Raw genomic sequence first — 24,972 nt, 5'->3', positions numbered from 1 at the left:
TGTTGCAGTAAGGATTAGTGGTGGCATAACACGCCCATGCACTTTAACTATTCAACTTCCATACTTTTAAGAGTTTCCTCACGAATTAACTCAAATACCTGACGGTTAAGGGCGATAAAGTCGGGTGAAACTATACTATCTACATGACGGGGACGCGCTAAAGTGACATTTATTTGCTGCTTAATTCTGCCTGGATTTACCCCCATAACAAAAATGCGATCGCTTAAAAACAAGGCTTCTTCAATGTCGTGAGTGACAAAAATCACCGTTGTTTTTAAGTCGCTCCAAATTGATAGCAAAAGTTCCTGCATCATGTGTCTTGTTTGAGCATCTAAAGCAGCAAATGGTTCGTCCATAAGCAGAACTGAGGGAGAATTGACTAAAGCTCTGACAATACTTGCCCGTTGTTGCATTCCGCCAGAAAGTTGATGCGGATAGGAATGACGATGCTTAGATAAGCCAACTAAGTTGAGATAGTAATCTACTAATTCCCGTCGTTCTGCATTGGGCCTTCCCTTAATTTTTAATCCAAACTCAACATTTTCAAAAGTTGTCTTCCAGGGTAATAAAGAGTATTGCTGGAAAACAAAACCGCGATCGGCACTAGGGGCATTGACATGACGCTTATTAACAAAAACAAAACCGCTAGTAGGCTGAATAAATCCAGCAATCGCATTTAAAATCGTTGACTTACCACACCCTGACGGACCCAACAGACAAACAAATTCACCAGGAGTTATCTTAAAATTCACCGAATCCAACACCTGAACGCAATGCCCTTTGCGTTTGAAGGAAACTGACAAATCTTCTACTTCTACAAAGCCTCTAACCCTCTGTACTAGGTTCTTTTCTACCACTACTGCCACAATATTTAAACCTCCGAGCAACCTTAAACGCTTTTCTTTTTCGTAATTCGCCAAGGCATGAGTAAACAAGTTAGGCGATCAACAGCGTAAGCACTAAATGCACCCATCAAACCAATCAACAACATCCCCATCACAATTGGCGGGTAGTTGGACGTAACATAAGATTCCCAGGTGATGTAACCCACGCCGTACCTACCTGCTAATATTTCCGCCGTGACTAAGCAAAACCAAGAGTTACCCATGCCAATTACTAAACCACTAGCAATACTGGGCATCGCTCCAGGAACGACGATATCTTTAAAAATATGCCACTGCTTCGCGCCCAAAGACTGACCAACTCGCAACAGTAATAAATCTGTACTTTCTACACCGCGAATTGTGCTGATCAAAATCGGGAAGAAAGCACCAACAAAAGTTAAGTAAATCATCCCAGCTTCCGCATTAGGAAACATCAAAATTGCTAAAGGTATCCAAGCAACCGCCGGAATTGGTCTTAATATTTCTAAAGGGAGAAAGATTAAGTCCTCAATTTTTTGAAACCAACCGATCGCAATTCCCAAACTAATACCCAATACCGCCGCCGTTGCAAAGCCCGTTAGAACTCTAAATGCACTGGATTGAATGTGCTTAGTGGGATTACTCTTAACAAAATCTACGGTAGCGCCGACAACTTCCACCGGAGAAGGTACGTTTTCAAAATTGATGAAAAAGTTGAACTTGGTATGACATAGTAGTTGCCAAATACCGAAAAATAGCAATAGTGACAAACCGCGTCTAAAGGTTTGGGGGTTGAGCAATTTCTTCCTTGGGTGGTCGCCTTGTTTGCGTTTGGCAATCGCTGTCAAGCTGCCTAATAGAGAACGCAAAGTTTTTGTTGATGTAGCCATATCAATTCGCTCCTATTAATACAGGCATTTTTTGAGCTACAGATTGCTGGAGTCCTTGAAAATTTGCAACTTTCGCCCCCGATTTATTAGCAAACGCCTGAGCCTCTTTTTCGGTTAAAAAAGCCGAAATTTCCTTACCGTTTTGGACAAAAAAAGAATTTTCTGCAAATAGCTTCCAACCGCGAGCGCGGTCGTGGACGAATACAGCGCCCTTAGTCTCTTTGCCTTCTGCTTTGAGCTTTTGCAGCATCGCCATCATGTTAGGAATTGAAGCAAAACTCATGACTTTATCTTCGCTTTCTAGCCAAACTTGAGCCGCCATTTTGGGGTTAGCAATTTTTTCCTTAGTTTGAGCATCTTCCCCGCCAATTGCTAACGCCTCCGCCTTAGCTACTTTGTCATAGTCAAGTTCCATTTCTTGCATAGCTTGACGTAAATAGCTGTCATCAGCCCATTTAGTCACATCTTCAGGATTAACGCTATTATCTAACTTACCTAACTGCTTTAAGGTAACAACACTATTTTTGAGCGCCTCAAAATTAACTTGAGCGATCGCCGGATTCAATTGCTGCAATCCCGAAGGACCCAAAAACATATACACTACTTCCCGTTCTACACCAGACCATTTTTCTACCTTAGTGGCGAGTGCTTCTGGTTGTTCTTGAAACATTTGATTTGCAGTCAGCAGCGCTTTAAGATAAGCCGTAACTATTTCAGGATTTTCCTTAGCAAAATCCGAACGCACTAAAACCCCGTGAAATGTCGGAGTTCCAGTTTGAGCGCCATCAAATATTTTTCTAGCGAAACCTCTATAGGCAAATAATTCACCAAAGGGAACAAAATTAGCATGAGCCGCAATTTGCTTCGTTTTTAAATTGCTTCCTCCTACCTCTGGTGCTTGGCTGACTAAAGTTAAATCTTTTTCTGGATTAACCCCTTCTTTTTTTAAGGCTTTAAGTAACATCCCATGAGCCGCCGAACCAAAAGGAACAGAAACTTCTTTTCCTTTCAAATCTGCTAGTGTCTTTACTGGGCTATCTTTAGGAACTAATACGGCGTTTCCGGCTCCATTGGGGCTATAGCCTAAAGTAGCAATATAGAGTGTTTTAACTCCATTTCCCTTTTTTTGAAACGTAGTCATATTGATAGTTGCCGGGAAATCGCCCATCATGCCGATATCAATTTGATTTGCCAGCATTTTGTTAGTAATTGGCGGTCCAGATGTGTAGCTCGACCACTCGATGTTGTATTCAACATTTGCATACTTTCCAGTTTTAGGTAAATATTTTTCGAGTAGTTTTTCCTCTCGAATAACTGAGCCACCAGTAGCCGTGTTAATTGTTTGATCTTGAGTTGCGATCGCAATCCGAATTACTTTTTTATTAGCAGTATTACCTGAATTATTAGCTGAAGTTTCGCTACAAGCACTTACAAACCCTAGGCATATCAACAGCAAGCCATACGTTAAACCTCTCGGATAAATCTGCTGCTTATTCATAGTAAAACTCTATTCCTAATTTACTTTCATGAGTTTATTTAATAGACTCTTTAGTTCTATATCTGTAAGAAGATATACACCATTGATAAATAAAACGAATCAATCTATACATTTATTTTATAAGTCTATAAATTCAAATGTTTCAAAAAAAATGGGCGAAAATGCTAGGTAAAATCATAAATTTATATTAATTTTATTTTAAAAATATAGCTATTAAATAAGCAGTAAAATGTATTGGAACTAGAGATTGAAGCGTAAGTAATTACTTATTAAAATAAAGCTCACGCACGAATCTTGGTTATATTGAAAAAATTGAGCTTTAATAAGTTCGCCTACGAGTTTATCTTGTTGCAAACCAGTTTTGATGCTCAAGGCATACTCACGCAAAGAGCGGCATTTCCAATCTTTGACAGTTGAAGTTAAGGTTGCAATACTATCGGCAAGCTTTATTTCAACTACTTTTTCAGTTCTGTTGCTTGATATATTTACTTACTGATTAAAATAAATCTGCAAGCATTTCTGGGTAGTGCTATATCAAATATGGGCTATCTTTTAGCGTGAACGTGCGTGTGAAGAGTCTCGCAGGCGGTTTGATAATAAACGATGCAAAGCTTGCAATAGCAAGTTATAGAGTTGGTGATCGTGCTTGTTCTACAACTTTGAACTTTGTAGAGTAAAAAATATCTAAACAAATGGCGTACACCATAAAGCACAGTTTTGTTTATTAAATGGCGATCACCACCTTTCAATCAGTCCTAACTCCATCTGCTGTCTTGGTCTAGTTTGCATAAGCGCATTCCACCAGAACGCTATATTAACTGCACATGAAGACCCGTGCTGGTAATGCAGGCTTTTGTAATAAATCCCCTAGAACTAATGCGATCGCCTCCCAATTTTGGGAAAGCTGGAGCTGTGGGAAAAGTCTTGCCTCCAAAATTTTATTTAAGCATCATGCCTTAATTCCTTTTTCAGCTAAAAACCTTGTCGTTTCGCTAATACTAATAAACCCACGCCTTTGGGACTGCTCAATAAAATCATCTACAATCTCATTTCCCGGTGAGACAAGGAAGTATTCAAAAGTGCCTTTTTCCATCTCATCCAATATAGTAAACGCCTCATGAAGAACAGCAAATAGCAAGTCCCGTTGATTTTCATCGTCCTTGCTTATACTCTGATAACGCAATGCAGTATTTGTAAGACGACCAAAGAACTCAAGTTCTGACGTACTGTCGTACAATCCTAAAAAAATATCCTGAAGTTGGCAGAAAAGCCAACTCAATTCCTTTGCGTCAGCACTAACAACGTATCTTAGCTGGGAATAAAAGCTACTGCTTGCTCTGTTAACTTGACGAGAAGTTATCACAACATTAGCGCCTCCCCAATCTTTATCGGTTGAAACTGGTGTTAGTAATAGTCTTTGAAACAGATAATAAAGTGCTTCTTTCTTTCCCGTAAGATTACCATTCATGTTCAACCCAAGCTGTTATTCTGCAAATGTTTACACGACTTTTACAATTTTTATTACGGGGGTTTCTCCAGCCTTGTACTGCAAGTCTGTAGCTAGAATAAAAAAAGTTATCCTATCAGGTTAACTAGCAAGTAATTCTTTTAAACTATCATCAATAAATTTCGTATCCACTGGGTTAGCACCACCGCCAGCAAAATGACCCCAAATTGAAGGTATAGGGCGCAATAGAGCATTTGGCATGTATTTAACTTCGTATTCGTTATCTTCGGGAGGAAAATACAGATCGGTTTGTCCCGGCATAACAATTGCTTTAGCTTTAATTGCTCCTAACGCTTGTTCAAAATTGCTACCAAAACCAGGGGTTTTACCAATATCACCGTTCTGCCAAGTCCACAACATTGTTAACAAATTATTGGCATCGCGGCGTAAAAAAAAGCCTTCCCAGAAAGCTACTAAAAAATCTTCCAATGATGAATAACCTTGCTGGATATATATCTTTTCTCGATAGAATGCTTGGGAAAAGCCCCATCCTGCATATACTCGCGCCACCGCACGTAAACCTTTAGTTGGCTGTTCCTTATACCATCCAGCTTCCCATGCAGAGTCTGCCTGTAAAGCTGCTTTCACGCCTTCTAGAAATACGAAATTGTGGAGACTGGTTTTAGCAGAACCGCAAAAGGGAAAAATGCGTTCTACCATATCTGGATAGCTAACAGCCCATTGATAGGTTTGTCCCGCACCCATTGACCAACCGACTACTAAAGCAATTTTTTCGATGCCGAAGTTCTCTGTTACCAGTCGATGTTGCAGCTTAACGTTATCGTAGAAAGTTACATTAGGAAAACGAGCGCGATCGTAAGGTGGTGGAGTATTACTAGGCGATGAAGACAATCCGTTACCTAGCATATTGGGAATAATGATGAAATATTTTTCAGGGTCGAGCGCCATGCCTTCTCCAATTAGCCATTCATTGTCGTAATGCTGCCCTGAATACCAAGTAGGGTAAACAATTACATTACTTTTGTCGGCACTCAGGTTGCCGTAGGTTTTATAGGCTAATTTGGCATCGCGTAAGGTAGCCCCTGACTGTAAAACACAATTGCCAAGCTCAAATATTTTATAGTCCATCTAAGAATATCCTTTGTGTATCGTAAAATTGTTGAGTTTTGAATTAACCTCAAAAGCTACCACTGATCGAGAATATCTATGGCAAGATAGCTGTAGCGACCCGATATTATAATCGCTCCGACCCGAAATCATCGCGTTTTTGAGACCACATTAAACGATAATAAGCAGGTGGTTGAGACCGCATTAACAGAGAATAGAACCACATTAAACGACAACAGACCGAAATCATAAATTTCAGACCAGATTAACTGAGAATAAAAATTGGGGAGAAGTCAGTAAAGAAAACGGACGTTTTCTTTACTGTTGTGGGAAAAGTCGCAGCAAAATGACAATCTGTCATTCTCTAGGGCAAGAAACTTAGTAATTATATCAATGGCAAAATATGTTCGATGAACACCAGTTTATTTACTCTACATGATGCTAATTGGTTACGCCTGCGTATCAACAGATGACCGAGAGCTAACCGCAGGTTCATCGATTTGAATCACTCTGGTTTGTTTTACTAAAATGCTTCATTCTCATTTAATCTGGTCTGAAATTTATGATTTCAGTCTGGTTTCAATTAATGCGGTTCTATTCTTGCTTAATGTGGTCTCAATCACCCTTTTGTTCTCATTTAATGTGGTCTCAAAAACGCGATGATTTCGGGTCGGAGCGATTATAATATCGGGTCGCTACAGGTACGGCGGTAGCAGGAGCAACAAAAGCAGTCCGCAGCAAAGTATTAGCGATCGCCCGTGCAAATAAAAAATCCCCCCTTTACAACATCCCTGAAACAGAAATTGCCATTGAAAACGGTCAGATGTTTTTAAAGAGCGATCGCACCAAAAGCGAAACCTACGCATCTATCCTTCAACGCAACAATTTGAAGATGGTAGAAGCAAGCTTTGATGCTAAGTTCGATGAGGCAAATAAAAAGTACTCAATGCACTCTTTTGGCGCGCAATTTGCCGAGGTGCACGTCGATCCAGACCTAGGGCAAATTCGTGTAACCCGCTTTGTGGGAGCTTTTGGCAATGGACGAATTATGAATCTGAAAACTGCCCGTTCTCAAATAATTGGTGGGATTACAATGGGCGTTGGCATGGCATTACTAGAAGATACGATTACTGATTCCCGCTCCGGGCGCATTGTCAACCCCAATCTAGGGGAGTACCACGTACCTGTTAATGCTGATATTCCAGCAATTGAGGCTTATTTTGTGGAAGAAAATGACCCGCATATTAACTCTATTGGCGCTAAAGGCGTGGGTGAAATTGGGATTACAGGTGTAGCTGCGGCGATCGCCAATGCGGTCTATCACGCTACTGGCAAGCGCGTTCGTTCTTTGCCAATTACCCTAGATAAATTAATTTAACATGAAAGAATTTATCGCCATCTTAGCGGAACTTGAAAAAAGTAACCGTCAAGGCAAAACAACTATCCTGGCTACAGTTATTGAAGCCAGGGGTTCCACCTATCGCCGCCCAGGAGCGCGGATGCTGGTAACTTCTGATGGTTATAGTATAGGGACTATTAGTGGTGGCTGTTTAGAAGCCGATGTTACTTTGCGATCGCTTGAAGTAATGGCAACCAATCAACCAACAGTAGTAACCTATGACACAACTTCTGATGAAGATATTGTCTGGGGTCTGGGACTAGGTTGTAATGGCTTGGTACGGGTTTTAATTGAGCCGATTACACCTTCTCAAGCAGATTATGTAGAGTTTTTATCTAAGTGCTACGGCGATCGCCAATTCGGTGTTGTAGCAACCTTAGTGAGCATCACAGGCTTGGTTCAAGAGCAAGTTGGAACTCGTTTAATGTTGCTTCAAAACGGCAATCTTATTAATCATTTCTCAAATTCTCTAGCCGCAAGCATAGTAGAAGACGCACGTACAGCATTACAAGACAAAGTTTCAACTTTGAAGTTTTATCTATTACCTAATGGTGAAGTAGAGGTTTTTATTGAAGTTATCCAGCCACCATTACCACTTATAATTTTTGGTGCGGGTCATGATGCAATACCTGTAGCGCGTTTTGCTAAAGAATTAGGTTGGAATGTCACCGTTGTTGATACAAAGCAAGCTCCGGCAACTCAAAATCGGTTTGCTGATGCGGATGCTATTGTGCTATCTCGCCTGGAAAATATTGGTGACTATATCGATTTAGGCGATCGCACTGTAGCTGTAGTTATGACTCACAATTACTTACACGATCTTGAAGTTCTCAAAACTCTCCTACCATCGCAAGTTTGCTACTTAGGTATTCTCGGTCCCAAAAGTAGAACCGAACGCTTACTTGAAGAATTGCACCAAATAGAAATTAATCCCACTAGAGAACAAATGCACCGATTATATGCTCCTATTGGGCTTGACATTGGTGCTGATACTCCAGAGGAAATTGCCCTATCAATTATTGCTGGCATTCAAGCTGTGATTACTAACCGTTTGGGAAACCAGTTACGAGAGCGCAAGGGAGCGATTCACGCCCAGGGTAATCAATTAAACCCGTCAGTTAAAAAGTATGTCAGCGTATGAAGGTCGTTGAAAAATATAATCAAAACATTGGGATTGTTATTCTAGCTGCTGGAGCATCAACGCGCATGGGTACGCCTAAGCAATTGTTGCCCTATCAAGAACGCACTTTACTTTGTCACTCTATAGAAGTTGCGAAGTCTTCGCTCTGCCGTCCAATTGTTGTTGTTTTGGGAGCATATGCCCAACTTATTAAGCCTGATATTAGCCAGCTTTCTATTCAAATAGTAGAAAACTTGCAGTGGAGTGAAGGAAATTAGTTCCTCAATTCGAGTAGGTATTCAGAAGCTCAAAACATCTTATCCAGAAGTAGAGGCAGCAATAGTCATGCTTTGCGACCAACCTTTCATCTCCACTGAGATTATTAATCAGCTTGCCTTAACATACTATTTGACAAATCAGCCTATTGTTGCTTGCGAGTATGCAGAAACTTTAGGTGTACCAGCTTTATTTAGCGATCGCTTGTTTTGCGAACTTATCACACTTAGAAATGGCGAAGGAGCGAAACAAGTTATTAAAAAGCATTCTCAGGAAGTGTTTAGTATATCTTTTCCAGGAGGCGCTACGGACATTGACACACCGAAAGAATACGCGGAGCTTCTTGTTATGACATAAACATTGCGAACAACAATTGCTCTAGTTCGCATAGAGAGAACATACTAGCATTCGGCAACATTGTGACATATTGGCATATTTATTGCCAGCCTACAATATTTACAACTTTTTGCGTATTTAGTTTCTGACCCATTGTTCGTAATAATATAAGCTGGATGGTTTATGCCTACTGTTTGTAGATGATAAGTCTATACTCCCAAGTTAATTTGAGCAGAGATAATGAAACATAGAGTTGTAGTGACAACAGGTTGCAAATACAAACTTGTCAAGGACACGATACACAATCTATTCAGCACTATCTAGGACACAAGAACATTCAGCATCCGGTGTGCGATCGCAGATTTTTCTCCACAATATTTTAGCGATTTCTGGCAAGATTAGGGTGTTTTGAAGAGAGCGTAATTGAACTAGGAATCTCTCTAACAGCTTCTCGCATCCGTTCCACGTCCCGCATCGGTGGTTCGCCAAAGAGTCGCTTATACTCTCGGTTGAAGTGCGAGGAATTCTCATAACCCACATGGTAGGCAGCACTGGTAGCGTCAAGGTTTTCTCCCAGCATCAGACGGCGTGCTTCCTGAAGCCGTATTTGTTTCTGGAACTGCAAAGGACTCATCGCCGTGACAGACTTAAAATGTTGGTGAAAGCCTGACACACTCATGCCGATTTCGCGGGCTGTATCTTCGATTTTCAACGGCTGCTCGATGTTTTCGCGAATTTGCCTGACCACCGTAGAGATGCGCTGCGCGTCGCCTTCGGTAGTAATAAGCTGGTTGAGCCGTGCGCCCTGGTTTCCCTTTAAAAGCCGATAGATGATCTCGCGGATGATTGGCGGTGCGAGAAACTTCATTTCGTCCGGTGTGTCACATAGTTTCACCAATTTGACGACTGCATCAAGTAAATCGGCATCAACCGGGCTGACATCCATCGCCTTGACTCCAGTTCCGCTTTTTTTAGTTTCGATGCCGGATTCAATCATCACCGCAGCCACGAGCGCTGAATCGAGGTCTATCCGAAGATTCAAATAAGGTTTTTCCTCAGACGCTTCGACGACATTACTCATAATCGGCAGATCGAGCGTCGAGATTAAGTAATGACCGGAGTCGTAGTGAAATAATTCATTATTCAAAAGGACATCCTTGCTGCCTTGGGCAATGATGCAAAAGGCGGGCTTCAGTACAGATATCTCACTCTCGGTCGGTTTCGACGAATGATAGATGAAAATGCCCGGAAACACCTCCAAAAGGCTGTTTTCGGGAGCGAGACGCATCATTCTTTCGATCAGCGCTTCCTGGTTGATCTGCATCTTTCGCTTTTCAAGTTCTGCTTCTTTTTGGTGCATAAATTTATCTCAAACGCTTTGTATCTCTTTCGCACATTGCACGGCGGATTTTTGGAGAATTGTCCGGTTTTTTTCGATGAACGTCCTCACGCTATCCATTCTCACACCCGCATAATTGAACTTATACAACAAACGTTAGCAACGCTGCTGATAAAAATCAGATTGATATTTGGAGAAATTCAAGCTTAATAAAGCCAACAATTTTAATCTGTAAATCTGACGATAAAAAGCGGATGAATTATGAAAAATATATTAATTTTAGCGATGATGACTTTTATGATAAGCGGGCAAGCTTACACACAAACAGAACAAAAAGGACGATCGCAAGAAATAGCATAAATGGAACAGATAACACCAATGGGATATACAACATTTAAGGTAAGCGACAACGTTACGATGTACAAGGTTACTTTTAAAAACCAATACAAAATGAATGTTGCAGGACATTTATTTATTCCCAAGAATTTAGATCGAAGTAAACAACATTCGGCGATTATTGTTGGACATCCAATGGGGGCTGTAAAAGAACAAAGTGCCAACGTGTATGCTGCAAACATGGCTGAACGAGGGTTTGTAACTTTATCTCTTGATTTGTCTTTCTGGGGTGAGAGTGAGGGCGAACCACGCAACGCTGTTGCACCTGATATTTATGCTGAAGATTTCAGCGCAGCAGTTGACTTTCTTGGCACTCGTCCATTTGTTGACAGAAACCGAATTGGAATCATTGGAGTTTGTGGTAGCGGCAGCTTTGTTGTCAGTGCCGCTAAGATCGATCCGCGAATGAAAGCGATCGCAACTGTCAGTATGTATGATATGGGAGCAGCCAGCCGTAATGCGTTGAACCATTCTCAAACGCTTGAACAGAGAAAACAACTTCAGAAACTGGCAGCCGAACAGCGTTATGTGGAATTTAGCGGTGGCAAAACAGAATATGTGGGTGGAACCGTTCATAAATTAGATGAAAACACCGACCCAATACAGCGTGAATTTTTTGAATTTTATCGAACACCAAGAGGAGAATACACGCCTAAAAGTAGTTCGCCCGAATTGACTACGCATCCGACATTGAGCAGCGTTACCAAGTTTAATAATTTCTATCCGTTTAATGACATAGAAACGATCTCTCCTCGTCCTATGCTCTTCATCACGGGTGACAAGGCTCACTCAAGAGAGTTTAGCGAGGATGCTTACAAACGCGCAGCCGAACCGAAAGAACTGGTTATTGTTCCGAATGCCGGACACGTTGATTTATACGACAAAACCGATCTGATTCCTTTTGACAAGCTGGAAAGCTTTTTCAAAACGAATCTAAAGTAATTGGGAAGCAGAAACCAAGAAGTCGTTTCACTTTGAAAACAGACGAATGAGCAACGTAAAATTCTTAATCGTAATGATGTTTTCAGCAATATTTCTTTTCGGCAGCTCCGTCAGTTGCAGTCAAGACCAATCGGTATTTCCTGGTAATACGAATATTAATAATCAAAGCAGTAATGCTGCCAACGAGACAAAAGGCAATAAGATGAAAATTAAAATCGGGTCAAAGACTTTCAACGCCACACTCTTTGACAATGCGACGGCAAACGCTTTCAAAGCGATGCTGCCGTTGACGCTGAAGATGGATGAACTGAATGGCAACGAGAAAAAATATGATTTCTCGAACAATTTGCCGACTAATTCTTCCAATCCCCAAACAATCAACAAAGGCGATTTGATGGTTTGGGGAAGCAATACCTTAGTGCTTTTCTATAAAACGTTTCCGACGCAATACAGTTATACAAAACTCAGACGGATAGACGATCCTTCAGGGCTTGAAGCCGCAGTAGGAGCAGGAAACGTAACGGTGACGTTTGAATTGGAGTAATCACCGGAAGAATAAAATTATGAAAAATATAACAATCGGATTGATGTTATGCGCGCCACTTTTTTTAGCTGTTGGATACAGCAATCAGCAATCGGCTAATACGGAGCAAACAAAAATGGAAAAGGCAGAAAATAAAACTGAAAACACGATTTTTCCGAAGGGCGAAAAAGCCCCGGCGGAAACTTTTACGGGAACGGTTTATGTGCAGCCACTCGCTCCAAAAACCGAAAGCAATAATTTTTCAATCGCCAGCGTGACCTTCGAGCCAGGCGCACGGGCAAACTGGCACAATCATCCGGCAGGACAAACTATACTCGTGACAATGGGCAAAGGGCTTTATCAAGAAAAAGGCAAACCCATCAAAACGATTAATAAAGGCGATGTAATTCTTTGCAATCCGGACATTGAACACTGGCACGGCGCATCACCCGAAAGCAGGATGACGCACGTTGTAATTACAAACTACAAAGGCGACAGTCAGGTGAATTGGCTCAAGCCTGTGACGGACGAGGAATATAAAGCTGACGCGAAATGACGGCTTTCAGAAATCTTGATGGGAATAAAAGTTAGGAGTTAAAAAATGACAACGAACGAGAATGGAAACTATATGGGAAAGGTTGCGTTTGTAACCGGAGCAGCGAACGGCATCGGTCGAGCTACGGCGCTGGCATTTGCCCGTGAGGGCGCTAATGTAGTGGTCGCCGACGTTTCGGAACAAGGCAATCAAGAAACGGCGCGCCTGATTGAAAAACTCGGCGGACAAGCGATCGCTATCAAGTGCGACGTAACGCGAGCCGAAGACGTGAAGGCGGCTCTAGACAGTACCATCGAAGCGTTCGGGCGGTTGGACTTTGCCTTTAACAACGCCGGTGTGGAACAGAAGAATGTAGCAACAGCCCAAATCGAAGAGCAAGAGTGGGAGCGGATCGTCAACATTAACCTGCGCGGCGTTTTTCTGTGCATGAAGTATGAAATTCCGCTGCTACTCAAGCAAGGGGGCGGCGCGATCGTGAACACATCATCGGGTGCTGGGGTCATCGGCATCAAGGGCGGAGCCGCATACACCGCCGCAAAACACGGCGTAATCGGACTTACCAAGTCGGCGGCTCTTGACTACGCCTCGCAGAACATCCGCGTCAACGCTGTTGCTCCCGGATACATCGACACCCCAATGATGGAGCGTTTCACTGGCGGCACTACCGAAGGACAGGAGAAGGTGATTGCACAGGAGCCAATTGGAAGAATGGGTCAGCCCGAAGAGATCGCTAATTCCGTCGTCTGGCTGTGTTCGGACGCGGCGGCTTTCGTCGTCGGACACGCCCTAGTCATCGATGGCGGTCAAACAGTGCAGTGATGGTCGGAGCAGAAGAACCTGACTAGGGGTATACCACAATCGATAGTTGAGAAGCGATCGCGCGTCACGATCCGACTTTAAAAAACCTGGCTTGCCTAATCCAGCAAAAGGTAGATTAATGACGAGCGGACGACAGCTATAATTCTCGATAGCTTTGCTTTACGGAGTATTCGCGACAGTTATACGTTGGAGCGTTGCCTAGACGCAATGCGTCACGTAAACAAGCAGCTAGCAGAGTCACTGGAGGACTATGCTTGGGTCTGAGCAAATGTTCTGGTTGTCGTGAAGCCTGAAAATAGCTGTCGTCTAACACTTCAATATTTACTTCATGCAAAGCATTTTCATTCAATATATTTTTCTCATCTTGATCGTTCTCGGATTGCTCGTAATTGCCAATAAACTGCGTCTGGCTTACCCGATTGTCCTTGTATTGGGCGGACTCGCGCTGAGTTTCGTCGCTCCGTTTTCAAATATCACCATTCACCCAGAGCTAGTTTTCCTGATTTTCCTTCCACCTTTGCTCTATGAAGCGGCGTGGCAAGTTTCGTGGAAAGAATTCTGGAAATGGCGAGGACTAATTATCGGGTTTGCTTTTTTGATCGTCATTTTAACATCGTGCGTGATCGCAGTGGTCTCAAGCGCGATCGTTCCCGGTTTTACTTTAGCACTGGGTTTTCTTTTGGGTGGCATTGTCTCACTGCCTGATGCCGTTTCCGCAACGACGATCGTGCGGCGGGTCAACGTGCCAAAATCTTTGGTCAGCCTTGTCGAAGCTGAAAGCCTGCTCAACGATGCTTCGTCGCCGATCGTGTTTCGCTTTGCGTTGGCGGCAGTCCTCACCGGACAGTTCCAGTTTAAAGCGTTACCCTGATGTAGTGAACGTAGTCGTTGCTATAGTATCTCCAGCAGAGAGTCTATGCAAACACTAACCGTCTTTGCTGTAAGTAATATGCAGCTTTAATTAAATCGGCGGCTTTTTCAGCGATCGCAATGGTAGGTGCGTTTGTATTTCCTGTGGTGATAGTTGGCATGATAGAGGCATCGACGACACGCAACCCCTCGATCCCATGTACCCGTAATTCGGGGTCTACTACTGCCATTGGGTCAGTACCCATTTTGCAAGTGCCGACCGGATGCCACACCGTGCTGCCAGTGTCTCGGATGTAAGCAACAAGTGCTTCATCACTAATCACGTCGGCACCTGGAGCAATTTCTGCACCGCGAAACTCATCAAAGGCACTGTTTTGGAACACTTGGCGCGTTAATTTAATCGCAGCCACTGACTTTTGCACATCGGCTTGACTTTGCAGATAGTTCATCCGAATCATTGGTGCATCTTTGGGATCGGGCGAACGCAAACTCACACTGCCGACGTTTTGCAGGTCGGTCACAGAGATTGCACCTGAGAACCCAAAATCAGCAGGAGTATAGCCCGGTGATAATAACTGGACGGGTGCAAAGAAAAACTGTAAATCGGGTGCAACCTCCGAATCGCTCTGGCTATGTAAGAATAATCCAGCTTCTCCCATACTACTTGTGCTGGCAAAGTGTAGCTCCTGAGTTGCCTGATACACCACAGAAAGAAGCAGGTGGTCTTGCAGGTTTTGACCGACACCCGGCAGATCGACCACAACAGAAATTCCCATTGCTTGCAAAGGTTGTGCAGACCCAATGCCAGACAGCATCAGCAGCTTGGGCGAATCAAACGCACCCGCACTTAAAATTACTTCGCGATTGACCCGGTTCTGGTGCAGCGTACCCTCGTGTAAATATTCCACCCCAACGGTGCGAGTACCCTCAAATAACAGTCGAGTGACCAATGCTCCAGTTGTTATTGTCAAGTTGGGACGCTGGAGAATAGGCACTAAGAAGGCAGCCGCCGTGCTGTGCCGTTTACCATCTTTAATAGTGTATTGATAGCGTCCTACTCCTAACTGCTGCACCCCGTTGAAATCAGGGTTGTAGTTATAGCCCAATGCCATTGCTGCATCTATATATCGTTGAGAAATGGCAGTAGGCGCAATCGAGTCGGTTACACTTAATTCTCCATCAGTCCCGTGAAACTTGGATGCGCCTCGTGAGGAGTGTTCAGATTTCTTGAAATAGGGCAAAACATTCTGGTAACTCCAACCAGGATTACCTAATTCCTGCCAATGGTCGTAATCGCGAGGATTGCCTCGAATATAAATCATGGCATTAATCGAACTGCTGCCACCCAAAACTTTGCCACGAGAACAGAAGATTTTGCGGTTATTTAGGTACGGTTCTGGTTCGGAGAAGTAGCCCCAATCCACCTCAGAGCCTAGCAAGCTCAAGACTGCTGACGGGCTTTGGATTTCTGGTTTCGTATCTGGGTTGCCCGCTTCGAGTAATAACACTGTTGTTTTACTGTCTTCTGTCAAACGGTTGGCAAGCACACAGCCTGCCGAACCTGCACCAATGATAATGTAGTCATAGTGAGTCATACGATATATCCTTCTTTTTTGTTTTCAATAGATAAAGGTTGTCAAGAATGAATGAGCATGGATTAAAAAGCGATCGCTAAAGCACCATTTAGTTACGCGCTCAAAGTATTTGCAGCGATTCGATTAAGACAAAGTTAAAAAGTTATGTTTTGTCCTGGACTAGGAGAATTGCTGTGTTATTACAGTATGTGTTGAGGGTAACGCTCCGGGCGGACCCAGAATTTCGTCGCCAATCTCAGTGGAGATGCGCTCAAACAGTGCCATATCAGTCATTTCTGTATTGTTCTGCGTACCGACTGCTGTAATTAGTCGAGCAAAGCCGCTTGGTGCAGCAACGACCAACGCGCGAACTGGGCGATCGCTTAACACGGCGAGCGTGTGGGGGATACCAGCAGGAATCATCAATTGGTCGCCAGCAGTTAGCACCGCCTTGTTTTCACCAGCCCAAGCTGTAAGTTCCCCTTCCAGCACGTACAATTGTTCGGAGTAGTGAGTGTGGCGGTGGAGAGGTGTCTGTGTGCCAGGAGAAAAGTAGCCTTCGATCAGATCGTACTGGCCTGCGGTAGTAGTGCGATCGGCAACGATACGCAAATGAGTATTAAACAGCCAAAAAGATTGAGTCATTAGATTCCTCCTATTAATGAAGGAGTTATTTATTACAGTTTCCAAAACAGATTAATGTTGAAGTGTTGGGGACACTAACTCTATTCCCTGTTTCTTTGAGACGGCAACGATGTTATCAATGTCCAATGTGCCTGCGGCGGTCAGCTTAGACAGATCCTCGAAGAAGTTTTCAATGCCTGCGGGAACAAAGAGAGTAAGCATCCTTGCAGGCGTAGTACCGATATTTTTGTAAGAATGCGGGACACCTTTGGGAGCGGTCATAAACCAGCCTGCTGTTGCCGTCATAGTGCGATCCCCAATCTGAAAAGCAAAAGTTCCCTCCAGAATATAAAATGCTTCGTCTTCGCGCCGATGTAAATGCAGAGGCGGTCCCGCTTGCGGCTCGTCAGTAACTTCGATTAAAGTATAGGCACCGTCTGTATCTGCGCTGACTGCTTTAAAAATCACTGTTTCTCCTGGCAGCACTTCGAGCGCTTTACCAACGCCTGCTGGAACAGCAATGCCTTTTGTCATAATTTCCATAAATCATCCTCCCTGGATGTTTTTTTGATTGATTGTTGTGGCGATCGCGCTCAAAGGTAATTTACCTAGCTCTAAATCGGTTGTCTTCATTCTTCAACTTGCGCTCGATTTAAAACACTCAAGTCCTTTGAGTTAAGACGCAAGTTAATGGTTTTATGCCTATAGACATATCTTTGAGGAATGTAGCGATCGCCAGTGGGATGAAATTGGTTAACCGCTATGATCTCTAGTAGTGAGGAAAACGATCTGCTAGTCGATCTGCAAAGAGAGTAATTACTCCGATCTCCTTAGCTTGAGCGCGTTTCCTATTATTGGGAACTTACTAATGAATTCCAATCTGTCTAAATTTAGGCAAGGTAATTCTGCCTCTGGGCGATCACGAGGAATTATCCTATCGCCTCTAGGATGGCAGCGATTTCAGGCAGCAAAACAGCAGGCGGAAAATGATGAAACTTGGGGAAAGCATTTTACACAGGAAGATTTGAGCGATCGCACTGGACTATCTCTTAATACTCTCCATCGTTTGCTCAAGCGTGAATTAAGAGTAGATCGCCAGTCATTAGAATATCTTTTTCGGGCATTTGGGCTGGAATTAACAAAAGCAGACTTTACCTCCATTGCGTCCAATGAAGAATCGCCAAACAGACAGGTAGATCCGCAACAGGATTGGGATAATGCGGTAGATACATCGATATTTTATGGACGTGACACAGAACTAGCACAACTATGGCAGTGGATTGTATCTGAGCAGTGTCGCGTTGTTGGGTTATTGGGGATCGGGGGCATTGGGAAAAGTGCGATCGCCGTAAAAGCTGCACTCCAGATGCAGGCAGAATTTGAGATTATTGTGTGGCGAAGTCTTGCTAATGCGCCACCGTTAGAAGAACTTCTATCAAGCCTGTTGAAGTTTCTCATGCCAATCTACGGCGAAGATCCTGTCATTCCTACTACGCTCAATGAAAAGTTTTCTAAATTAATGGATTATCTGCGATCGCGTCGATGTCTGTTAATACTCGATAACGCTGAAACTATTTTGCATAGCAAACAAGTCGGACATTGGCTGTCAGGCTATGAAAATTATGGACAATTGCTGCGAACCGTTGGAGACACTGCCCACAAAAGCTGTTTGTTAATCACCAGTCGAGAAAAACCCAGCGAAATAGGGCTAATGGAAGGCGATCGCGGTGTAGTGCGACTTCTACCTCTAAGTGGACTTACCCCTGATGACGGACACGCCATTTTTCACCAAAAGGGAGCATTTACGGGTTCAGAAACCGAATGGAAGTCCTTAATCGGTCATTATGGCGGTAATCCCTTGGCGCTAAAAATGGTAGCAGCCACAACCCAGGAGCTTTTTAATGGCAGTATTGCAGAGGTTTTACCCTATATTGCTCAGGGAATTTTTGTTTTTGAAGATATCCGCGATTTGCTTGAGCGTCAGTTTGAGCGCCTATCGGTAGCCGAACAAAAAACATTATTCTGGTTGGCAATTTATCGAGAGCCAGTCTCGATTGCAGAAATTCGTGACAATACTGTCGATTTTAACTCTGGGCAAAGCATACCTAACTTGATTAATTTGCTAATTAGGCGATCGCTAATCGAAAAAACAGATGGCTTATTTTTCTTGCAACCCGTTGTCATGGAATACGTTACAGAACGATTCATTGGGCAAGTTTGCCAGGAATTTGAGACTTCTCAAATTGACTTACTGCGAAGCCATCCCTTAAGTCGAGTGCAGGCAAAAGATTACGTGCAAGAGATTCAATTGCGGATGCTCGTACAACCTGCACTTAAAAAGCTTGTCGCTCGATTTGGCAGTGTATCAGAGGTCGAAGCCAGAGTAAGGCAGCTATTAACCCAGCAGCGACAGCAACCAGGATACGCCGCAGGCAATCTGATTAATCTTTTAGTACAGCTTGATGTCGATTTGTGTAACTCAGACTTTTCTGAGCTAGTGGTACAAGCCGACTTGCGACAGGTCAATTTAGCAGGAGTCAATTTTCAGAACGCCGACTTATCTAAGTCCATCTTTTCAGAAACCTTAGAAATCGCTACCTCCCTCGATATCAGCCCAGACAATCAAATCGTTGCCGTTGGCGATTCGAGCGGCAGGATCTATCTCTGGAATATTGCCGCAACTCAACTACTTGCCACCTTGGAAGGACATACAGGCTGGGTATGGTCGGTTGTCTTTAGTCCCGACGGCAAAACGCTAGTCAGCAGTGGGGTGGATGCTTCAATCCGATTATGGGATGTGACAAGCGGTGAATGTTCGCAGATTTTAACGGGGCATAGCGGCTGTGTATGGTCGGTTGCTTTTAGTCCCGATGGTCAACGGATAGCGAGTGGTAGTGACGATCGCACGGTACGGATATGGAATTTGCAGGGGCAATGTCTTCAAGTCATGGCAGGGCATACGAACAGCGTTTACTCAGTTCACTTTTCACCCAACAATCAAACCTTAGCTAGTGGTAGCAAGGATACCTCTATTCGGATTTGGAATGTACTTGATGGGAAGTGCCTAGAGGTATTGCGAGGACATACTGATGCAGTTCGGTGTGTGCGGTACAGCCCGGACGGTCAACTACTTGCTAGTGGCAGTCACGATCGATCGGTGCGATTGTGGAGCGGACTACCTAACTTTAAAGCCAGTTCGTCACATTTTGATAGCAAGCCTAATGTTAGGGTACTGCATGGACACACCAATTGGGTTTGGAGCATTGCATTTAGCCCAGAGGGTGGCATTTTGGCGAGTGGGAGTGATGATTGCACCCTGCGTCTTTGGGATGTCAAAGACGGAAACTCGATTAATGTTATCGAGGGTCATACTCTAGATATTTTTGCTCTGGCAATTAGTGCCGATGGTCAATTATTGGTTAGTGCAGGTCAAGATCAAGCAGTTCGGCTGTGGAATTTAGACGGGCAAAGCCTCAAGACCCTGCGCGGATGTACCAGTGGCATTCGCGCTCTTAGCCTGAGTCCTGACGATCGCACCCTTGCTAGTAGAGGTCAGGATGAAACTATTTATCTGTGGCATTTGCCGTTAGATGGCGATCTCCCGCCGCTTCGTCCTGCCAAAACCTTTCACATCGCAACTATGGCAATTTCGTCTTTAAGTTTTAGCCCCGATGGTCAAACCGTGGCAACCAATGGACAAGATGGCTCAATTTTCGTATGGGATGTGCTTACAGGACACCTCAATCAGTGGTCAGGTCATGACGCGCCCGTATGGGCAGCAATTTTCAATCCAAAAGGTCAAACTCTGGCAAGTAGTAGTTACGATCGCACAGTACGACTATGGGATATACAAACTCATCAGTGTTTGCAGGAGTTGCGCGGACATCAAAACGGAGTTCGGGCGATTACTTTTGACATGAATGGTCAGAGGTTAGCAAGCGGTAGTTTCGATCGCACTATTCGCCTTTGGAATCTGCAAACTGGGGAGTGTTTACGGATATTTGAGGGTCACACGGGCGGTATTCACGCGTTGGCATTTTATGGCAATGATATTAATTCTGCGTCAGATCGAGGTCAACAGTTAGCAAGCGGTAGTTTAGACCTCACCATCCGGCTTTGGGATCTGCAAACTGGGGAATGTTTGCGGGTTTTACAAGGTCATACGAGAGGAATATATACCCTTGCCGTTAGTCCCGATGGGCAAACCTTAGCAAGTGGCAGTGACGATCGCACAATTCGATTATGGAATCTGCAAACGGGGCAATGCTTTGGGATATTGCACGAGCATAAAAGTTGGGTAACTTCGTTAGTTTTTAGCTCCAACGGTGAAATTCTCTTGAGTGGCAGTGACGATCGCACAATTAAACAATGGAACGTCAAGACCGGATGCTGCACGAGAACTTTAACAGTAGATCGTCTCTATGAAGGCATGAATATTCAAGGCTCAACCGGATTGACCGTTGCTCAAAAAGCCACCCTGAAAACATTAGGTGCAGTCTAGCGTTGAAGTGATGGGCTTAAGTTGGGGCTTAACTGGCGGATCTTGCGTGGTGTAATTTGCAGAAGTTTTGCAGACTAAGTTCATATCGAAACAGACGGATTTTTTATTACTAACCACTAATTGAAGCAACCCGTGAAACAAAACTCAAAGTTTAAGAATCAATGAACTACGATCGCATTAACGACTTCATTAACTCCTCATACCGAAGAGAAAATAAATGAATATTGCATTACCACAAGCCGCATTGACAACCACTTTACTGGCGATCGCGATTTCCAATCCTAGATCGAGCAATGTTCCACCAAGCTCGACTATCCAATCAGCAACCTCACAAGACTCGACTTTGCTGATTGCCACTGCTTGCTGTTAAGAACTTCACTTACCACACCATCAAATCAAACAAGACGGGAGTTACAAAATGAATCACTTCATTGATAAAGTTGTCATCATCACTGATAAGAGTAGCGGTATCGGATTGGCAACTGCTCAAGCGTTTGAAAGCGAGGGCGCAAAAGTTGTGGTGACGGGATGTAATGCAGAAACCCTGGCATCTGCTGCCAAGGTACTGAGCAAGGAAACATTGACTGCGGAGGCAGAGGTGACTAAGAGCGCAGATATCGCTCGGCTAGTGAATCTCGTCCGCGAGAAGCATGGACATACAGACTTAGCTATAGACGCACGCAATGTGACCCAGTTGGGTGTATGTTGCAGCGTTTAGACTCGACCCTACAGTGTTTTTTAAGGTAAAGCATGAGTGACCTTTTGACAACCGCAGACACGCCGCCCACAGCCCGCCTTATCCTTACACCCGATCAACGGTTGCGGGTCTTTGTAAGTTCAACGCTTGGCGAGTTGGCGATCGAGCGCGGCTCGGTACGCGACGGAATCGCCCATCTTAGGCTTGCGCCGGTAATGTTCGAGTTGGGTGCCAGACCTCACCCGCCGCGCAAACTTTACCGCGCTTACTTAGCCCAAAGCCACGTTTTTGTAGGTATCTACTGGCAGAGCTACGGGTGGGTAGCACCGGATGAAAAGACATCAGGTCTTGAGGACGAATATCTACTTTCAGGAATTTTACCGAAGCTCATCTACGTCAAGTCGCCAGCACCCGATCGCGAACCCCGTCTGGCAGCAATGCTGGCTCATATTCGAGAGGACGACCGTGTTTCCTATAAGGCATTCTCCACCCCCACCGAACTGCGAAGCTTGGTCGAGAATGACCTAGCCCTGCTGCTGACGGAACACTTCCAGACAGCCAGTGTTCAACAGAGCGTACCCGAAAGAGCCTCGCAGATTGGGCAGGGGACACTACCCACGCCGCCCACGCCTTTGGTAGGTCGTGAGCAGGAGATCGAGGCAGTCACTGCGCTGCTGCACCGTACTGGGGTGCGTCTCGTCACCCTTACGGGTCCAGGCGGAATCGGCAAGAGTAGACTCGCGCTAGCAGTTGGGGCAAAACTCGGTTCGAGTTTTGAGAACGGCGTGCGCTTTGTGGCGCTCGCTGCCATCACAGATCCCGAACTCGTGGCATCCAGGGTTGCAAAAGCTCTCGGATTGCTGGAGTCTGGCAGCCAACCACCCTTAGAGGATTTGAAATCCTACTTGCATAATAAGCGTCTCTTGCTGATACTTGATAACTTTGAGCAAGTAACCGCAGCGTCTCCGCTAATAGCTGAATTGCTGGGCGCTGCGCCGGGCATCCAGGTAATCGTGACGAGCCGGACGATGCTCAGGCTCAGTGGCGAGTACGTGTTCACTGTTCCCCCCCTTTCTTTGCCGGAGCCGGAAGCCGAACCGGAAGTTGAGAGCTTGGGGCAATACGAGGCAGTGCGACTATTTGTAGAACGGGCGCAGGCTGCGAATCCAGACTTCGCACTCAAGCAAGAGAACGCTCGTGATGTCACCGAGATATGTCGCAGGCTGGACGGTCTGCCACTCGTTATAGAACTTGCTGCTGCGAGGGTAAGGCTCCTGTCGCCCCAGGCTTTACTCACGAGGCTCGAAAGCAGTCTCGGATTTCTGACGGGAGGAGCGCGAGACCTACCAGAGCGACAGCAGACCTTGAGAAATACCATTGCCTGGAGTTATGACCTGCTAGGTAAAGACGAGCAGGCGCTTTTTGCCCAGTTGGGCGTGTTTTCGGGGGGCTTCGACCTGCAAGCAGTGGAAACCATCTGTTGTCTTGATGGTGGTTCCTCAGCAGAATCAAATCAGGTTCTAACGAGTATCGAGGCGCTGAGTTCACTTCTGGATCATAGTCTGGTGCGACAGGAAGGGCGGGACGGTGAGCCGCGCTTTGGAATGCTAGAAACCATACGAGAATATGCTCTGGAACGCTTGCAAAGTAGTGCCGTATGGCAGGCAACCTGCGACCGTCACGCCGATTATTATCTGGTGCTTGCAGAGGCTGCGGAGCCGGAACTGAAAAGTCCTAACCAACTAGCTTGGTTAGAGCGCCTTGAGACTGAAAACGACAATCTAAGAGCCGCACTCACGCGTTTTTTGAGCCAAGACCAGATTGCGTTGGCGGCGCGTCTCGGCTGGGGCCTATGGATGTTCTGGTGGTTGAAGCGACACATTAATGAGGGTGTCCGCTGGTTCGAGGAAATGCTGACCAAGAGTGGCTCTCTTCCACCTTACCCACGGGCGCGGGTACTGAGCGGACTCGCTATGCAAGTCGAGGTTCGTGGGGATGAGGATCGGGCAAAGGTTCTGTTCGAGCAGAGCTTACCTCTGTACCGGGAAGTGGGAGATAAGCCTGGGATTGCCAAAGCTACTGGAATGCTCGGCCGTCTAGCAATGTTACGCGGCGACTACGCCGCAGCCGAGACGTTGCTTGAGGAAAGCCTAACCCTCTACCGAGAGCTAGGCGACAACTGGTTTCTCGCCATAATGCTCAACTTTCGCGGCATGATTCCTCTCGGCCAAAGCGATCGCAGCCAGGCGGCTCACTTCTTTGGAGAAGCTCTGCGGGTGTCCCGGATCGTAAACGATACCCTTCCTCTCCTGTTGTCCCTTTATAACTTGGCGCTGAGTAAGCGGACAGAAGGCAAGCTGACCGAAGCGACGGCACTCGTCGAAGAAGGGTTAGTGCTTTCGGATAAAGCTGGAGATGAAGCCAGCCTCGGCTACTATCTCGAAGAGTTAGCGGCTCTTGCCCAACAGCTTGGCGATTTTGAGCGCGCCGAACGTCTGTACGGGGCAGCAGATACCTTGCTGGAGAAAGTGGGCAGCGTTTGGCTATACACCTATGCCTCAAATCGCTCCCAGCACGCTATAGCTGTAGACGAAGTGCATTCCACAGTAGAGACAGCACTCGATGAAGTCCGCGCACAAGGCAGGGACATAGGGCGTGCGCGTGTAATGGACTACGCTTTAAGGAAAGGCGAGGAAATGCACGCGCAACCCCCTGGCCCTGCTCCCGACGGAAAGTAATTTGTTGTGTATAAAAGTCTCCTAAGTACAGGGCGAAAGATTGCAAAGGGTGAGTAGGAGGGGTAAAGCTAGCGAACGTGTCATGAGGGGCAAAATAGTACAAATTTACCTAAGAACGAGGTTTGTAGTATGCCGATGACAGGACTAAAACTCTTATTCTTTCGTTACAGCCTTCTTTAATAACAAGCAAACAAAGCTGGAATTATTTATTTAAAAGCGATGGTAAAAAGCTTATGCAGCAATACTCTCAGCCTATCTTGCCCCTAAAATCAACTATATTATATCTCCCCTAACTAAAAAGTCCATTGTCTTCCCCACCAAGTCAACGGCTCATACCAAGTTCTGACTTTTCCCGTTAAGTCTTGAAAGGTTTACTGGCAAGGGATTTAAGAAACAAGACAGCAAATACGGTACAGTAATTGAAATCGGGTGCTAA

21 protein-coding genes and 1 pseudogene are annotated in these 24,972 nt (G+C 45.0%); 13 read left to right on the top strand and 9 right to left on the bottom strand.

Translation table 11 applies throughout. From position 1 onward, the window contains the following. Positions 1 to 47 precede the first annotated feature (47 nt). From SYN7509_RS0223070 to SYN7509_RS0223050, 5 genes are all read right to left on the bottom strand, one after another. Entirely contained in the window at positions 48 to 920 is an 873-nt protein-coding gene (locus SYN7509_RS0223070; protein WP_227501588.1) for an ABC transporter ATP-binding protein, read from the bottom strand. Beyond that, entirely contained in the window at positions 890 to 1,753 is an 864-nt protein-coding gene (locus SYN7509_RS0223065) for an ABC transporter permease (protein ID WP_009630486.1), read from the bottom strand. The genes SYN7509_RS0223070 and SYN7509_RS0223065 overlap by 31 nt, the downstream gene beginning before the upstream one ends. A 1-nt stretch (position 1,754) precedes the next feature. Beyond that, the gene (locus SYN7509_RS0223060; protein ID WP_009630485.1) at positions 1,755 to 3,251 is read right to left on the bottom strand and encodes an ABC transporter substrate-binding protein; all 1,497 of its coding nucleotides are present in this window, start codon (positions 3,249 to 3,251) and stop codon (positions 1,755 to 1,757) included. Positions 3,252 to 4,200: 949 nt separating this feature from the next. Then, a complete protein-coding gene (locus SYN7509_RS0223055) occupies positions 4,201 to 4,719 on the bottom strand; it encodes a hypothetical protein (RefSeq protein WP_009630484.1) in 519 nt (172 codons plus the stop codon). A 120-nt stretch (positions 4,720 to 4,839) separates the two neighbouring features. Continuing rightward, positions 4,840 to 5,847, bottom strand: coding sequence for an alpha/beta fold hydrolase (locus SYN7509_RS0223050; protein ID WP_009630483.1), 1,008 nt, complete (start codon positions 5,845 to 5,847; stop codon positions 4,840 to 4,842). 685 nt (positions 5,848 to 6,532) lie between these two features. Between SYN7509_RS0223050 and SYN7509_RS0223045 the strand changes: the two are divergent. The 4 genes and pseudogenes from SYN7509_RS0223045 to SYN7509_RS31500 all read left to right on the top strand — a co-directional run. Next, positions 6,533 to 7,204: pseudogene (locus SYN7509_RS0223045) on the top strand (xanthine dehydrogenase family protein molybdopterin-binding subunit); the annotation flags it as partial. A 1-nt stretch (position 7,205) separates the two neighbouring features. Beyond that, complete coding sequence (locus tag SYN7509_RS0223040) at positions 7,206 to 8,366, top strand: XdhC family protein (RefSeq protein ID WP_028954548.1); 1,161 nt, start codon at positions 7,206 to 7,208, stop codon at positions 8,364 to 8,366. Then, positions 8,363 to 8,623, top strand: a complete 261-nt coding sequence (locus SYN7509_RS31505; protein ID WP_255327342.1) for a nucleotidyltransferase family protein — start codon at positions 8,363 to 8,365, stop codon at positions 8,621 to 8,623. Before SYN7509_RS0223040 ends, SYN7509_RS31505 begins: the two co-directional genes overlap by 4 nt. After that, the gene (locus tag SYN7509_RS31500; RefSeq protein ID WP_255327341.1) at positions 8,610 to 8,978 is read left to right on the top strand and encodes a nucleotidyltransferase family protein; all 369 of its coding nucleotides are present in this window, start codon (positions 8,610 to 8,612) and stop codon (positions 8,976 to 8,978) included. The genes SYN7509_RS31505 and SYN7509_RS31500 overlap by 14 nt, the downstream gene beginning before the upstream one ends. 358 nt (positions 8,979 to 9,336) lie before the next feature. On the opposite strand, the gene SYN7509_RS27020 is transcribed toward SYN7509_RS31500, so the two are convergent. Further along, positions 9,337 to 10,317, bottom strand: a complete 981-nt coding sequence (locus SYN7509_RS27020; RefSeq protein ID WP_009630573.1) for an AraC family transcriptional regulator — start codon at positions 10,315 to 10,317, stop codon at positions 9,337 to 9,339. A 339-nt stretch (positions 10,318 to 10,656) separates the two neighbouring features. Here SYN7509_RS27020 and SYN7509_RS0223020 point away from each other — a divergent pair, with 339 nt between their 5' ends. The 5 genes from SYN7509_RS0223020 (at position 10,657) to SYN7509_RS0222995 (ending at position 14,403) form a co-directional block, all read left to right on the top strand. After that, entirely contained in the window at positions 10,657 to 11,634 is a 978-nt protein-coding gene (locus tag SYN7509_RS0223020) for an alpha/beta hydrolase (protein ID WP_009630575.1), read from the top strand. Between the two features lie 46 nt (positions 11,635 to 11,680). After that, positions 11,681 to 12,178: a cyclophilin-like fold protein gene (locus SYN7509_RS0223015; protein WP_038022416.1), complete on the top strand. Its 498-nt coding sequence runs from the start codon at positions 11,681 to 11,683 to the stop codon at positions 12,176 to 12,178. A 19-nt stretch (positions 12,179 to 12,197) separates the two neighbouring features. Next, entirely contained in the window at positions 12,198 to 12,713 is a 516-nt protein-coding gene (locus SYN7509_RS0223010; RefSeq protein ID WP_009630578.1) for a (R)-mandelonitrile lyase, read from the top strand. Positions 12,714 to 12,758: 45 nt separating this feature from the next. Further along, positions 12,759 to 13,532 carry an SDR family oxidoreductase gene (locus SYN7509_RS0223005; RefSeq protein WP_009630579.1) on the top strand — a complete coding sequence of 258 codons (774 nt, stop codon included), beginning with the start codon at positions 12,759 to 12,761 and terminating at the stop codon, positions 13,530 to 13,532. A gap of 328 nt (positions 13,533 to 13,860) precedes the next feature. Then, a complete protein-coding gene (locus tag SYN7509_RS0222995) occupies positions 13,861 to 14,403 on the top strand; it encodes a cation:proton antiporter domain-containing protein (protein WP_009630580.1) in 543 nt (180 codons plus the stop codon). 43 nt (positions 14,404 to 14,446) lie between these two features. On the opposite strand, the gene SYN7509_RS0222990 is transcribed toward SYN7509_RS0222995, so the two are convergent. From SYN7509_RS0222990 to SYN7509_RS0222980, 3 genes are all read right to left on the bottom strand, one after another. Then, complete coding sequence (locus SYN7509_RS0222990; protein WP_009630581.1) at positions 14,447 to 15,997, bottom strand: GMC family oxidoreductase; 1,551 nt, start codon at positions 15,995 to 15,997, stop codon at positions 14,447 to 14,449. 159 nt (positions 15,998 to 16,156) lie between these two features. Next, positions 16,157 to 16,621 (bottom strand): cupin domain-containing protein, encoded by a 465-nt coding sequence (locus SYN7509_RS0222985; RefSeq protein WP_009630582.1) that lies wholly within the window; start codon positions 16,619 to 16,621, stop codon positions 16,157 to 16,159. A gap of 51 nt (positions 16,622 to 16,672) precedes the next feature. Next, positions 16,673 to 17,143 (bottom strand): cupin domain-containing protein, encoded by a 471-nt coding sequence (locus SYN7509_RS0222980; protein WP_009630583.1) that lies wholly within the window; start codon positions 17,141 to 17,143, stop codon positions 16,673 to 16,675. Between the two features lie 325 nt (positions 17,144 to 17,468). Here SYN7509_RS0222980 and SYN7509_RS0222970 point away from each other — a divergent pair, with 325 nt between their 5' ends. The 4 genes from SYN7509_RS0222970 to SYN7509_RS27935 all read left to right on the top strand — a co-directional run bounded on the left by SYN7509_RS0222970 (position 17,469) and on the right by SYN7509_RS27935 (position 24,536). Continuing rightward, a complete protein-coding gene (locus SYN7509_RS0222970) occupies positions 17,469 to 21,101 on the top strand; it encodes a WD40 domain-containing protein (RefSeq protein ID WP_009630584.1) in 3,633 nt (1,210 codons plus the stop codon). Between the two features lie 217 nt (positions 21,102 to 21,318). Further along, complete coding sequence (locus SYN7509_RS30335) at positions 21,319 to 21,471, top strand: hypothetical protein (RefSeq protein WP_158506193.1); 153 nt, start codon at positions 21,319 to 21,321, stop codon at positions 21,469 to 21,471. 48 nt (positions 21,472 to 21,519) lie between these two features. Beyond that, the gene (locus tag SYN7509_RS0222960) at positions 21,520 to 21,819 is read left to right on the top strand and encodes an SDR family NAD(P)-dependent oxidoreductase (protein ID WP_009630585.1); all 300 of its coding nucleotides are present in this window, start codon (positions 21,520 to 21,522) and stop codon (positions 21,817 to 21,819) included. Between the two features lie 44 nt (positions 21,820 to 21,863). Next, positions 21,864 to 24,536 (top strand): tetratricopeptide repeat protein, encoded by a 2,673-nt coding sequence (locus SYN7509_RS27935; protein WP_158506192.1) that lies wholly within the window; start codon positions 21,864 to 21,866, stop codon positions 24,534 to 24,536. Positions 24,537 to 24,972: the final 436 nt, after the last annotated feature.

The organism is Synechocystis sp. PCC 7509 (assembly GCF_000332075.2).
Lineage (GTDB): Bacteria > Cyanobacteriota > Cyanobacteriia > Cyanobacteriales > Chroococcidiopsidaceae > Aliterella.
This window is presented reverse-complemented; position numbering and strand designations above follow the sequence as displayed.